Below are 12709 nucleotides of genomic sequence, written 5' to 3' on the forward strand. Positions count from 1 at the left end.
CGCTTGGCGCGGGGTGGAGCAGCCCGGTAGCTCGTCAGGCTCATAACCTGAAGGCCGCAGGTTCAAATCCTGCCCCCGCAACCAAATCATAAAAGCCCGTCAGGTGAAAACCGGCGGGCTTTTCTGCGTTCTGGGACAGCGACAAAGCCAGCCGCCAAGCGAACTCGAACCGACCTTGTGGCCGCCTTCGAAAAAACTTCACGGTGACGCACAATTCCGGCTTGCAGCTCTAGTCGCTAGAGGTCGTAGCCTTGCGGCAAGATATGCAAGGAGCAGGTCATGGCAGGCAATATTCGTGAAAACCGCTATCGGGTCGAAGGCATGGATTGTGCGTCCTGCGCCTCGAAGATCGACACCGCCGTCCGGCGTATGCCGGGTGTCGAGGATGTCTCGGTTTCCGTTGCCGCGGGTACGATGTCGGTCAAGCACGCCGACGACGGCGCGCTTGCGGCGAACATTGTCAGTAAGGTCGGAAAACTCGGCTACCGGTTGCATCCGATCACCGGCCACCAGAAGCCGGCCATTGTTGCAGCACACACTTGCTCGGGCGACCATTCTCACGACCATTCTCACGACCACGACCACGACCACGACCACGACCACGACCACGACCACGACCACGACCACGACCACGACCACGACCACGACCATGGGCACGGACACGGGCACGGGGATGACGGCGGCAAGCACGCGCATGCCGGCTATCACACGCATGATCATGGCAACAGCCACAACGCTGCCCGGCCATCCGTGTCACAGCCGTTAAATTCCCATGCACACGATCATGGCCCAACGACTGGTCCCTGGTGGCGATCGGGCAAGGGTCGGCTGACGATTGCCTGCGGTGTTGCGTTGGCCGCCGCCTACGGCCTCGGTCACCTTGTTCCGGCAACCGAGCCCTGGATCTTCACGCTTGCCATGCTGGTCGGTCTGCTGCCGATCGCGCGGCGCGCCTTCGCCGCCGCAACCTCCGGCACGCCGTTCTCGATCGAGATGTTGATGACGATTGCCGCCGTGGGAGCCGTCTTCATCGGCGCGACGGAAGAAGCGGCCATGGTCGTCTTGCTCTTTCTCGTCGGCGAACTGCTCGAAGGCGTGGCCGCAGGCAAGGCGCGGGCGAGCATCCAATCGCTGACGGCACTGGTGCCCAAGTCGGCCTATCTCGAGCGCAACGGCCGCGTCGATGAAGTGCCGGCCGAAAGTCTTGACGTCGGCGCCGTCATCCTCGTGCGCCCCGGCGACCGTGTTCCGGCCGATGGCATCATCCTCTCGGGCGAAAGCGCCGTGGACGAAGCACCAGTCACCGGCGAAAGCACGCCGGTGCACAAGGCTGTCGACGACGCACTCGTTGCCGGAACGGTCAATGGCGACGGCGCCCTGCGCGTCCGCGTGACGGCTGCCGCCTCGGACAATACTATTGCCCGCATCGTACGGCTCGTCGAGGAGGCGCAGGAAAGCAAGGCGCCGACCGAACGCTTCATCGATCGTTTCTCGCGCTACTATACGCCCGGCGTCGTCGTCGTCGCAGCACTCGTCGCGATCCTGCCGCCGCTTCTGGGTGGCGGCGTCTGGAGTGAATGGATCTACAAGGGGCTGGCAATCCTGCTGATCGGTTGCCCCTGCGCATTGGTGATCTCGACGCCGGCAGCGATCGCCGCCAGCCTTTCGGCCGGTGCGCGCCGCGGCCTGCTTTTGAAAGGCGGCGCCGTACTGGAAAATGTCGGCAAGATCACCGCTGCGGCCTTCGACAAGACCGGCACGCTGACCGAAGGCAAGCCCCGGGTCACGGATGTCGTCGGCTTCGGCCGCGCCGAAAACGAAGTGCTGGGCCTTGCCGCAGCGCTCGAGCAAGGATCGAGCCATCCATTGGCACGAGCGATCCTGCAGCGTGCCGGAGAGTTGAAGTTGCCGATCCCGGGCATAGCGACGGTAAAGGCGATCGGCGGCAAGGGCCTTGAGGGCGTAGTCGGCACGGCCGATGTGTTCCTCGGTTCGCCGCAGGCTGCAAACGATCGCGTGCCAATGTCACCGGAGCAGAACACGCGCATTGCGGCACTCAACGACGAGGGCAAGACGGTTTCGGTGCTGATTGCTGACAACGCGATCGTCGGTGCAATCGCCATGCGCGATGAACCGCGTCCGGATGCCGCCGCCGGCGTGAAGGCGCTGACCGATGCCGGCATCCATGTGGTCATGCTGACCGGCGACAACCGCCGCACGGCAGAGGCGATTGGCCGGCAATTCGGCATGGAGGTGCGTGCAGAACTGCTGCCTGAGGACAAGCAGCGAATCGTCGGCGAATTGAAGACGTCCGGCTTCAACGTTGCCAAGATCGGCGATGGCATCAACGATGCGCCGGCGCTTGCTGCGGCCGATGTCGGCATCGCCATGGGTGGCGGCACCGATGTGGCCTTGGAGACGGCCGACGCAGCCGTGCTGCATGGCAGGGTTGGAGACGTCGCAGCGATGGTGAACCTTTCCCGCTCCACAATGCGAAACATTTTCCAGAATATCACTATTGCGCTTGGCCTGAAGGCCGTTTTCCTCGTCACCACGATTGCCGGGATCACCGGTCTGTGGCCGGCCATTCTGGCCGATACCGGCGCCACGGTGCTGGTGACCATGAATGCGCTGCGCCTGTTGCGGCCCGCCAGAACGGCTTGAAGCAAAGACATAAAACGGAACCGGCGGCATCGAATGTCGCCGGTTTTTTGTTGCGATGACCGTTGATCTGCCTGTGTATATTCACGCTGGACTCTCATCAGCGATCCGGTGAGAGTATAAGGAGATCTCGATTGAGGGCTTCCGTGCCGGGAAATCGATGATAAACTTATACCAAATGGTAAAAAAATCGCCGGCACGGTTTCTGGGAAGAAGACCGAAGCGGGCCAGTTTGGGGATCGCAAGGCCAATATGGACAGTATTGCCATCGAACTGCGTGGGATCGACAAGAGCTTCGGTCCGGTTCACGCCAACAAGAATATCAATCTGAAAGTCCGCAAGGGTACGATCCACGGCGTCATCGGCGAAAACGGTGCGGGCAAATCGACCCTGATGTCGATCCTCTACGGCTTCTATCAAGCCGACAGCGGCGAAATCCACGTGGATGGCAAACAGGTGACGATCCGCGACCCGAATGCGGCGATCGCCGCCGGCATCGGCATGGTGCACCAGCACTTCATGCTGGTCGAGAACTTTACGGTTCTCGAAAACATCATGCTCGGCGCGGAAGAAAGCCAGATCCTCAACAAGGGCATCGCCAAGGCGCGGGAAGAGCTGAAGCGGCTTGAGCGCGAATATGCGCTGGAGGTCAATCCGGATGCGGTCATCGAGGAATTGCCGGTCGGTCTGCAGCAGCGCGTCGAGATCCTGAAGGCGCTCTATCGCCGCGCCGATATCCTGATCCTGGACGAGCCTACCGGCGTGTTGACGCCGGCCGAGGCTGACCATCTCTTCCGCGTTCTCGAACAGCTGAAGAGCCAGGGCAAGACCATCATTCTCATCACCCATAAGCTCAGGGAAATCATGGCGATTACCGACGAAGTGTCGGTGATGCGGCGTGGTGAGATGGTGGCGACGCGAAAGACAGCGGAGACCTCGGTCGAGGAACTCGCCGAACTGATGGTCGGCCGCCGCGTGCTGCTGCGGGTGGAGAAGGGTGAGGCCAAGCCCGGCGACGTCAAGCTCTCCGTCAACGGTCTGACCGTCAAGGACGGCCGCGGCGTCACCATGGTCGATAATGTCTCCTTCAATCTCCGGGCTGGCGAAATCGTCGGCATTGCCGGCGTTGCCGGCAATGGCCAGTCGGAACTGCTGGAGGCGATTTCCGGTATCCGCCGCGCGGTTTCCGGCGAAGTCCACCTGAACGGCAAGCCGATCAACGTCACCGGCCATGTCGATCCCAAGGACCTGCGCGACCGCGGTCTCGCTCACGTGCCGGAAGACCGGCATCATGTCGGGCTCGTTTTGAAATTCGAGGAATGCGAAAACGCCATCCTCGGCTATCACCACGACAAGCGTTACCTTAACGGCGTCTTTCTGAACGTCGATGCCATCCGCAAGGATGCCGAACAGCGGATCGCCGAATACGACATCCGCCCGCCGAACGCCCGGCTGAAGACCGCCAATTTCTCCGGCGGCAACCAGCAGAAGATCGTTCTCGCCCGCGAGATGGAGCGGAGCCCGGATGTGCTGATCATCGGCCAGCCGACCCGCGGTGTCGACGTCGGCGCCATCGAATTCATCCACAAACGGATCATCGAGATGCGCGACCAGGGCAAGGCTGTCCTGCTTGTCTCCGTCGAACTCGATGAAATCCGCGCCCTGTCGGACCGTATCCTGGTCATGTTTGCCGGCCGTATCGTCGGCGAGCGCGATCCCGACGCGACCGAGGGCGAGCTGGGCCTGTTGATGGCCGGCGTCGAAGGCCGCAAGGAGGCCGCAGAATGAGCAATCCCTATGCAAAGCTTCCGGGGTGGGTCGAATACGGCCTCGTCCCGCTGGTCAATCTCGCCGTCGCGTTTCTCGTTGCCGGTCTCGTGGTTCTGCTCGTCGGCGAAAACCCGCTCGAAGCCGCCTACCATCTGATCAACGGTGCCTTCGGCCGCGGCGAATACATCGGCTTCACGCTCTATTACGCCACGACCTTCATCTTCACCGGCCTTGCGGTCGCAGTCGCCTTCCACGCCGGGCTTTTCAACATCGGCGGCGAAGGTCAGGCCTATGTCGGCGGTATCGGCGTCGCGCTCGCGTGCCTCTGGCTCGACCAGACGATGCCGTGGTTCGTGGTTTTCCCGCTGGCGATTATCGGTTCGGCCCTGTTCGGCGCCGCTTGGGCGTTCCTGCCGGGCTGGCTGCAGGCCAAGCGCGGCAGCCATATCGTCATCACCACCATCATGTTCAACTTCATCGCGTCGAGCCTGATGGTCTATCTCCTGACCCGGGTGTTGAAACCGCTCGGCTCGATGTCGCCACAAACCCGCACCTTTGCGGAAGGCGGCCAGCTTCCCAAGCTCGACTGGCTGCTGTCGATCTTCGGGCTCGATATCGGAACCGCGCCGTTCAACGTGTCGTTCCTGCTGGCGCTGGTCGCCGCCTTTGGCGTCTGGCTTTTGATCTGGCGCACCAAGCTCGGCTATGAGATGCGCACCATGGGCCACAGCCCGTCGGCCGCCCGTTATGCCGGTATGAGCGAGAGCCGCATCACCGTCATTACCATGATGATCTCAGGTGCGCTTGCCGGCATGATGGCGCTCAACCCGATCATGGGTGAGCAGGGCCGCATGCAGCTCGATTTCGTCCAGGGTGCAGGCTTCGTAGGCATCGCGGTTGCTCTCATGGGCCGTTCGCATCCCGCCGGCATCATCCCGGCGGCCGTTCTCTTCGGTGTGCTCTATCAGGGCGGCGCCGAGATCTCGTTCGAAATGCCGTCGATCTCGCGCGACATGATCGTCATCATTCAGGGCCTCGTCATTCTGTTTGCGGGCGCCCTTGAAAACATGTTCCGGCCGGCGATCACCCGGTTGTTCTCCACCTCCAGCCGGCGCGCCGCGGTCGTTGCCCAGACCAAGGGAGCTTGAGCCATGGATTTCTTCCACGTCATCGTGGTGCTCCTCGAGTCCACCATCCGCGTCTCCGTTCCGCTGATCTTTGCGGCTCTCGCCGGGCTCTTCACCGAGCGTGCCGGTATCTTCGATATCGGCCTTGAGGGCAAAATGCTGGGTGCGGCCTTTGCCGCCGGCGCGGTCGCCGCCATCACCCAGTCCGTGTGGCTGGGGCTGCTTGCCGCCATCCTCATCTCGGTGGCCCTGTCGCTGGTTCATGGTTACGCATCGATCACCCAGCGCGGCAACCAGATCGTTTCGGGCGTCGCCATCAACTTCATCGTTGCCGGTTCCACCGTCATCCTCGGCGAGGCCTGGTTCCGCCAGGGCGGGCGCACGCCGGCGCTGGCGGAAGGCGCACGCTTCCAGACGATCAACTTCCCCTTCGCCGACACCATCCGCGAAATTCCGTTCATCGGCCCGATCTATGCCGATCTGCTGTCCGGCCATTTCATCCTGACCTATCTCGCCTTCGCCATGGTGCCGATCAGCTGGTGGATTCTCTACCGCACGCGTTTCGGCCTCAGGCTCCGCGCGGTCGGCGAAAACCCTGGCGCCGTCGACACAGCCGGCATTTCGGTGATCTGGATGCGGTATCGCGCCGTCATCTGCTGCGGCATCCTGTGCGGCTTTGCCGGCGCCTATCTGTCGCTGGCGATGACCGCCGGCTTCGTCAAGGGCATGACGGCCGGCAAGGGCTATATCGCTCTTGCAGCTCTGATCTTCGCCAAATGGCGGCCGTTCAACATCATGCTTGCCTGCCTGCTCTTCGGCTTCCTCGATGCATTTGCGATCCGTCTGCAGGGCAATCCCCTGCCGCTGATCGGCCAGGTGCCGGTGCAGCTGATGCAAGCGCTGCCCTACATTCTCACCGTCATCTTGCTTGCCGGCTTCATCGGCAAGGCCATCCCGCCGAAAGCTGGCGGTGTCCCCTATGTGAAGGAGCGGTAAGACCATGGAAAACGAGCTCTTCGAGGCCGCCCGCGAGGCGATGGCCAAGGCGCATGCGCCTTATTCCAAGTTTCCTGTTGGTGCCGCGATCCGTGCTGAAGACGGCCAGATCTATACCGGCGCAAACATCGAGAACCTCTCCTTCCCGGAGGGATGGTGTGCCGAGACCACTGCCATCAGCCACATGGTCATGGCCGGCCAGCGCAAGATCATGGAAGTTGCCGTGATTGCCGAGAAGCTGGCGCTCTGCCCGCCCTGCGGCGGTTGCCGGCAGCGGCTTGCGGAATTCTCCGGCGCCAGTACCCGGATCTATCTCTGCGACGAGACGGGCGTGAAGAAGACGCTGGCTCTGTCGGATCTGCTGCCGCACAGCTTCGAGACCGAGATCCTCGGATGAACAGCGCTGCGGAATTTCTGCGGGACAGGCTCGGTGGCCTGTCTCCACGCTATGGCATTGTCCTCGGGTCAGGACTTGGCACACTTGTCGAAGCGGTCGGCGGCGCGATCCGCATTTCCTACGCGGATATTCCCGGTTTTCCCGTCAGCAGCGTTTCTGGCCATGCCGGCGAACTCGTCGCAGGCTTGCTTGGCGACGTTCCCGTCGTGATGCTGTCCGGCCGGGTGCATTATTACGAGAGCGGTGACGCCAACGCGATGCGCGTGCCGCTCCAAACCCTGAAGGAGCTCGGCGTCGAAAACCTGGTGCTGACCAATTCCGCGGGCTCGCTCAGGGACGATCTGCCGCCCGGATCGGTGATGCGGATTTCGGACCATATCAACTTTTCCGGCTTCAATCCGCTGATCGGCGTCGAAAGCGACGATCGCTTCGTCGGCATGACCAGTGCCTATGATGCCGCACTCGGCGACCGCATGCGGGCCGCAGCCGAGCGGTTGGCGATACCCTTGCAGGACGGCGTTTACATGTGGTTTTCCGGGCCGAGCTTCGAAACGCCGGCGGAAATTCGCATGGCGCGCGTGCTCGGAGCCGATGCCGTCGGCATGTCGACCGTGCCGGAAGTGATCCTTGCGCGCTTCATGGGCCTGAAGGTCGCGGCAGCCTCGGTGATCACCAATTTCGGCGCGGGCATGACCGGTGGCGAACTCAGCCATCATGAAACCAAGGACATGGCCCCCGTCGGCGGCAAGCGGCTCGCCGCGATTCTCAAGGAAATGATTTCCACCGAAGCGGCGGCCAACTGACCATGCTTCCCCAGGAGATCATCCGTCGCAAGCGAAATGGCGGGAGCCTCGAAGCGGCAGACATTGCACGCTTCGTCCGCGGTCTCTCCGATGGCTCGATTTCGGAGGGCCAGGTTGCGGCCTTCGCCATGGCCATCTGGTTTTCAGGCATGAGCCGCGACGAGACGGTGGCGCTGACACTGGCCATGCGCGATTCCGGTGAAACGCTCGACTGGAGCAGCATCGGCCGCCCCATCGTCGACAAGCATTCCACCGGTGGTGTCGGCGACAACGTCTCACTGATGCTCGCCCCGATCGTTGCCGCATGCGGCCTGGCCGTTCCGATGATCTCCGGGCGGGGATTGGGTCACACCGGCGGCACGCTCGACAAGCTCGAATCCATACCCGGCTATGATATCCAGCCGTCGGCGGCACTGTTCCGCAAGACGGTCGACGAGGTCGGCTGCGCCATCATCGGCCAGACCGCCAATCTGGCGCCCGCCGACAAGCGGCTCTACGCCATCCGTGACGTCACCGCGACCGTCGATTCCGTTCCGCTGATTACGGCTTCGATCCTGTCCAAGAAGCTTGCCGCCGGCCTGCAGTCGCTGGTGCTCGACGTCAAGGTCGGCAATGGCTCGTTCATGAGCGATGCCGGCGAGGCCGAGGTGCTGGCCCGATCGCTGGTCTATGTCGCCAATGGCGCCGGCGTGCGCACGTCGGCATTGCTTACGGACATGAATGAACCTCTGGCCGATGCGGCCGGCAACGCACTCGAGATCTGGAACTGCCTTGCCTTTCTCAAGGGCGACAAGCGTGGCACTCGTCTCGAAACTGTCGTGATGGCCTTTGCCGCCGAAATGCTTGTTGCAGCCGGTGCTGCAGTCGATCCGACAGCCGGCGAGGCACTAGCCCGCGCGGCGCTTGCAAACGGTGCGGCGATCGAGCGTTTCGCTGGGATGGTGCATGCGCTCGGCGGTCCCGCGGATTTCGTCGATCGGCCGGGACAATACCTCGTGCCGGCGCCGGTCATCTTGCCAGTGGAAGCCGAAAGCGACGGCTTTTTGCAGTCCTGCCGGACTCGCGATCTCGGGATGAGCGTTATTGCTCTGGGCGGCGGGCGGACACATCCGAGCGACCAGATCGATCATCGCGTTGGCTTCTCCGCGTTGAAGCCTCTGGGAACGCCGATCGCCAAAGGGGAGCCCTTCGCGTTCGTCCATGCTGCGGACGAGAATGCGGCGGTGCGGGCGCGCCAAGAGATCCGGTCACTCTACGTGATCGCCGACATCCAGCCGGAGACGTGTGCGCCGGTCCTTTCAAGGATCACCTGACCAGGTGCAGAGCGCCGTCTTCGACGCGATAGGATGATAGCCGGCTGAGGAAGCTCATGCCCACGAGCATTCCGGAAAGCGACTTGTCCGGCAGCACGAAGGCGTCGACGTCCCGCAGGGATATGCCGCCGATTTCTACCCTGTTCAGTTTCGCCCGTGCCGCGCCGACCTCACCATTGGCTGTTCCAACCCGAACGTCGAATGTCAGTGTCGCCGGTGAAAGGCCGAGCCTGCGCGCGGTCGAGACATTGATCGCGATCGTGCTGGCGCCGGTATCGACCATGCCGCGCTCGGTGCGGCCGTTGATGCGAAAGGCGCCGAAGAAATGGCCCGAGCGGTCGGCTTCAAGCACCACGTCTTTTCCAGCTGCATATTTTGCAGTCGTTGCCGGAACGGCGCCGCTTGCTGCGGTCCTGCCTGTATCGGCGGGTTTGGGGCTTGAGAGATAGGAACTCGCAAGGTCTGGAATGACCAGGGCCGCAACCGCGATGCCGCCGGCAAATGTCAGCAGACGTCCGAACAATGGCCTGGCCTCCCGTGCTTTGGGCCGCACACATGCGTCCCGATCGAGCGTTCAGTAGAACAGGGGAAGGGCTAATAGGGCACAAAAAAACCGCCGGTTTGCCGGCGGTTTTTGGTCAATTCTTCGCTCTGGTTAAGAAACGGAAAATTACTTCGTTCCGTACATACGGTCGCCGGCATCGCCGAGCCCGGGCATGATGTAGCCGAGTTCGTTCAGATGGCTGTCGATCGATGCAGTGAAGATCGGCACATCCGGGTGCGCGGCCTGAAAGTTGCGGATACCTTCGGGCGCTGCGAGCAGGCAGAGGAAGCGCAGGTTCTTCGCGCCGCGTTCCTTCAGCTTGTCGATCGCCGCGATCGAGGAGTTGCCGGTCGCAAGCATCGGATCGACGACGATGATCAGCCGCTCGGACAGGCTTTCGGGTGCCTTGAAGAAGTATTCCACCGCTTCCAATGTATCGTGGTCGCGGTAAACGCCGATATGCGAGACGCGGGCCGAAGGCACCAGTTCGAGCATACCTTCCAGCAGGCCGTTGCCAGCGCGCAGGATCGAAGCGAAGACAAGCTTCTTGCCTTCCAGCACCGGCGCGTCGATCTCCTGCATCGGCGTCTCGATGCGCTCCATCGTCAATTCCAGATCGCGCGTTACCTCGTAGCAGAGCAGCGTCGAGATTTCCCGAAGCAGTCGCCGGAAACCCGCGGTCGAGGTTTCCTTCTTGCGCATGATGGTCAGCTTGTGTTGCACAAGCGGATGATCGATCACTGTTACGCCGTCCATGGCCACCTTCCCGGAAGTTTCTGTATCCGCCCTTTTTCCATGGATTGCTCCGCGGCCGCAAGGGCGTTGGGCGGCTCGTTGTGTTCATCCCCAGCCGCGCCATCCATCTTGGCCCGGCGCGGGCTTGGATCAGACTAACGCCAGCAATCTCTGGCGTGTCGCCTCGTCGACGAAAGCCGCCTCGATCGCCGTCCTGGTCATGCCGTTGATGTCGTCGTCTCCGAACCCCATCACCTCCGAGGCGATGTCGTATTCCTGGGCAAGCGAGGTGTGGAAGAAGGGCGGGTCGTCGGAATTGAGCGTCACCCGAACGCCGGCCTCGTGCAGGGCTCGCAGGGGATGCGCGGCAAAATCCGGGAAGACCTGCAACGAGATGTTGGATCCGGGGCAGACTTCCAGAACGACACGCTCATCGGCGATCCTCTTGACGAGATCCGCATCCTCGATCGCGCGCACGCCGTGGCTGATGCGCGACGGCCTGACATGGTCGAGCGCATCGCGCACGCTGAAGGCGCCGGATAGCTCCCCTGCGTGGATCGTCAGGCCAAGGCCGGCATCGCGGGCGATATCGAAGGCCCGGGCAAAATCGGCGACGCTGTGCATGCGTTCCTCGCCTGCCAGATTGAAGCCGGTGACCAGAGCGTGCTCTCTTTTGGCGGCAAACTCGACCGTTCTGACGACCGATTCCGGACCGAGATGTCGGATGCCGGTGATCAACATGCGGGATTCGATCCCGGTCTTTGCCTTCGCCGCCTCCATGCCAGCGGCCAGGCCCTCGAGATAGGCGTCGGCGCCAAGCCCGATGGTGTTGCCGTGATCCGGCGAAACGATGATCTCGCTGTAGATCGTTCCGGCTTCCGCCAGTTCCGTAAGATAGGTTTCGGCAAGAAGCGCATAGTCCTCCTGCGTTCGAAACAGCGAGGCGACTGCGTCGTAGCATTTCACGAAGCTGGTGAAATCCGCCCAGACATAGGCGCGGTCGGCGATGATTTCACTGGTATCGAGCCCGTACTTCTCCGCCTGCAACAGCGCCAGTTCCGGCGATGTCGCGCCCTCGATGTGGCAGTGCAGTTCCGCCTTCTTCAGATGTGCGGTCAAATGAGGCTTCTCCCGTGTAGGCCCGGTGCGATCCCGAGATGTCTGGCGACCGTTTCGCCGATATGTGCAAAGGTGTTGGCAATCCCGAGCGAACGGCTGCGCACCGCCGGCCCGAACATCAGCACCGGCACGCGCTCGCGTGTATGGTCCGTTCCGCGCCAGGTCGGGTCGCAGCCGTGATCGGCGGTCAGGATGACGATATCGCCGGGCTTCAGCCGCCGGTCGAGATCGGGCAGCCGTGCGTCGAAGGCTTCGAGGGCTGCGGCATAACCGGCGACATCGCGGCGGTGGCCGAAAAGCATGTCGAAATCGACGAAGTTGGTGAAGACGAGGTCGCCATCCTCGGCCTCATCGATTGCGGCAAGGCTCGCATCGAACAGCGCCATGTTGCCGTCGGCCTTGGTCAGCTTCGTCACGCCCTGGTGCGCGAAGATATCGCCGATCTTGCCGATCGCGTGCACCGTGCGGCCGGCGTGCGCCAGCCGGTCGAGAACCGTCGGCTCCGGCGGCAGAACCGAGTAGTCGCGCCGGTTGCCGGTTCGAACAAAGGTCTGTGGGCTTTGCCCGATGAAGGGGCGGGCGATGACGCGGCCGATATTGTGGTCGTCGACGAGGCGGCGAACGACTTGGCAGAACTCCAGCAGGCGCTCCAGCCCGAAGGTGTGCTCGTGTGCGGCGATCTGAAAGACGCTGTCGGACGAGGTGTAGCAGATCGGCTTTCCCGTCTGCATATGCTCCTCGCCGAGGCGGGCGATGATATCCGTACCGGAGGCGTGGCAATTGCCGAGAATGCCGGGGATGTTGCCCTCGCGGCAGATCGCCTCGACCAGCTCGGCGGGAAACGCGTCGCCTTCGGCCGGGAAATAGCCCCAGTCGAACATGACAGGCGTACCTGCAATCTCCCAATGGCCTGAGGGCGTATCCTTGCCGCGCGAGACTTCGCTCGCAGCGCCGTAGGCGCCGTAGACCCGGCCTGGCACTGGCATGCCCACCGGCACCCGCCCCGTGGCCAATTTCGCCGCGTGCATGAGCCCGAGTGCCGACATGTTGGGAAGATTGAGCGGCCCTTCGCGCAATCCTGCGTGATCTGCCGCTCCGGTCGCGCAGAATTCGGCGATGTGGCCAAGCGTGTCCGCGCCCAGGTCGCCATAGGTTTCGGCATCCGGCGCACCGCCTATGCCGAAAGAATCGAGGACAAAGAGAAACGCGCGCGCCATGAACGATCCGGTAAGCCGGAGCGCGAG

At 62.7% G+C, this 12709-nt stretch carries 11 protein-coding genes and 1 tRNA gene; 8 read left to right on the forward strand and 4 right to left on the reverse strand.

Annotated features, from left to right (window positions below; translation table 11 throughout):
* Positions 1–7 precede the first annotated feature (7 nt).
* The 8 genes from LPJGGPFB_RS02110 (at position 8) to deoA (ending at position 9067) form a co-directional block, all read left to right on the forward strand.
* Positions 8–84, forward strand: a tRNA-Met gene (locus tag LPJGGPFB_RS02110).
* A gap of 195 nt (positions 85–279) precedes the next feature.
* Positions 280–2664 (forward strand): heavy metal translocating P-type ATPase, encoded by a 2385-nt coding sequence (locus tag LPJGGPFB_RS02115; protein WP_173418521.1) that lies wholly within the window; start codon positions 280–282, stop codon positions 2662–2664.
* Between the two features lie 249 nt (positions 2665–2913).
* The gene (locus LPJGGPFB_RS02120) at positions 2914–4449 is read left to right on the forward strand and encodes an ABC transporter ATP-binding protein (RefSeq protein ID WP_173418522.1); all 1536 of its coding nucleotides are present in this window, start codon (positions 2914–2916) and stop codon (positions 4447–4449) included.
* Positions 4446–5579 carry an ABC transporter permease gene (locus tag LPJGGPFB_RS02125; RefSeq protein WP_173418523.1) on the forward strand — a complete coding sequence of 378 codons (1134 nt, stop codon included), beginning with the start codon at positions 4446–4448 and terminating at the stop codon, positions 5577–5579. The genes LPJGGPFB_RS02120 and LPJGGPFB_RS02125 overlap by 4 nt, the downstream gene beginning before the upstream one ends.
* Before the next feature lie 3 nt (positions 5580–5582).
* On the forward strand, positions 5583–6554 hold the full coding sequence (locus tag LPJGGPFB_RS02130) for an ABC transporter permease (RefSeq protein ID WP_173418524.1): 972 nt from the start codon (positions 5583–5585) through the stop codon (positions 6552–6554).
* A gap of 4 nt (positions 6555–6558) precedes the next feature.
* Positions 6559–6951: a cytidine deaminase gene (locus LPJGGPFB_RS02135; protein ID WP_077499546.1), complete on the forward strand. Its 393-nt coding sequence runs from the start codon at positions 6559–6561 to the stop codon at positions 6949–6951.
* Positions 6948–7754: a purine-nucleoside phosphorylase gene (locus LPJGGPFB_RS02140; protein WP_173418525.1), complete on the forward strand. Its 807-nt coding sequence runs from the start codon at positions 6948–6950 to the stop codon at positions 7752–7754. Before LPJGGPFB_RS02135 ends, LPJGGPFB_RS02140 begins: the two co-directional genes overlap by 4 nt.
* Entirely contained in the window at positions 7751–9067 is a 1317-nt protein-coding gene (gene deoA, locus LPJGGPFB_RS02145; protein ID WP_173420923.1) for a thymidine phosphorylase, read from the forward strand. The genes LPJGGPFB_RS02140 and deoA overlap by 4 nt, the downstream gene beginning before the upstream one ends.
* Here deoA and LPJGGPFB_RS02150 read toward each other — a convergent pair.
* The 4 genes from LPJGGPFB_RS02150 to LPJGGPFB_RS02165 all read right to left on the reverse strand — a co-directional run bounded on the left by LPJGGPFB_RS02150 (position 9060) and on the right by LPJGGPFB_RS02165 (position 12682).
* Complete coding sequence (locus LPJGGPFB_RS02150) at positions 9060–9590, reverse strand: TIGR02281 family clan AA aspartic protease (RefSeq protein WP_173418526.1); 531 nt, start codon at positions 9588–9590, stop codon at positions 9060–9062. The two genes, deoA and LPJGGPFB_RS02150, sit on opposite strands and share 8 nt — an antisense overlap.
* Positions 9591–9737: 147 nt before the next feature.
* The gene (gene upp / locus LPJGGPFB_RS02155; protein ID WP_077499538.1) at positions 9738–10367 is read right to left on the reverse strand and encodes a uracil phosphoribosyltransferase; all 630 of its coding nucleotides are present in this window, start codon (positions 10365–10367) and stop codon (positions 9738–9740) included.
* Between the two features lie 129 nt (positions 10368–10496).
* Entirely contained in the window at positions 10497–11465 is a 969-nt protein-coding gene (locus LPJGGPFB_RS02160; RefSeq protein ID WP_173418527.1) for an adenosine deaminase, read from the reverse strand.
* Positions 11462–12682 (reverse strand): phosphopentomutase, encoded by a 1221-nt coding sequence (locus LPJGGPFB_RS02165; RefSeq protein WP_173418528.1) that lies wholly within the window; start codon positions 12680–12682, stop codon positions 11462–11464. Before LPJGGPFB_RS02165 ends, LPJGGPFB_RS02160 begins: the two co-directional genes overlap by 4 nt.
* Positions 12683–12709: the final 27 nt, after the last annotated feature.

Origin of the sequence: Ensifer adhaerens (genome assembly GCF_013283195.1) — a bacterium.
GTDB classification, from domain to species: Bacteria; Pseudomonadota; Alphaproteobacteria; order Rhizobiales; family Rhizobiaceae; genus Ensifer; species Ensifer adhaerens_G.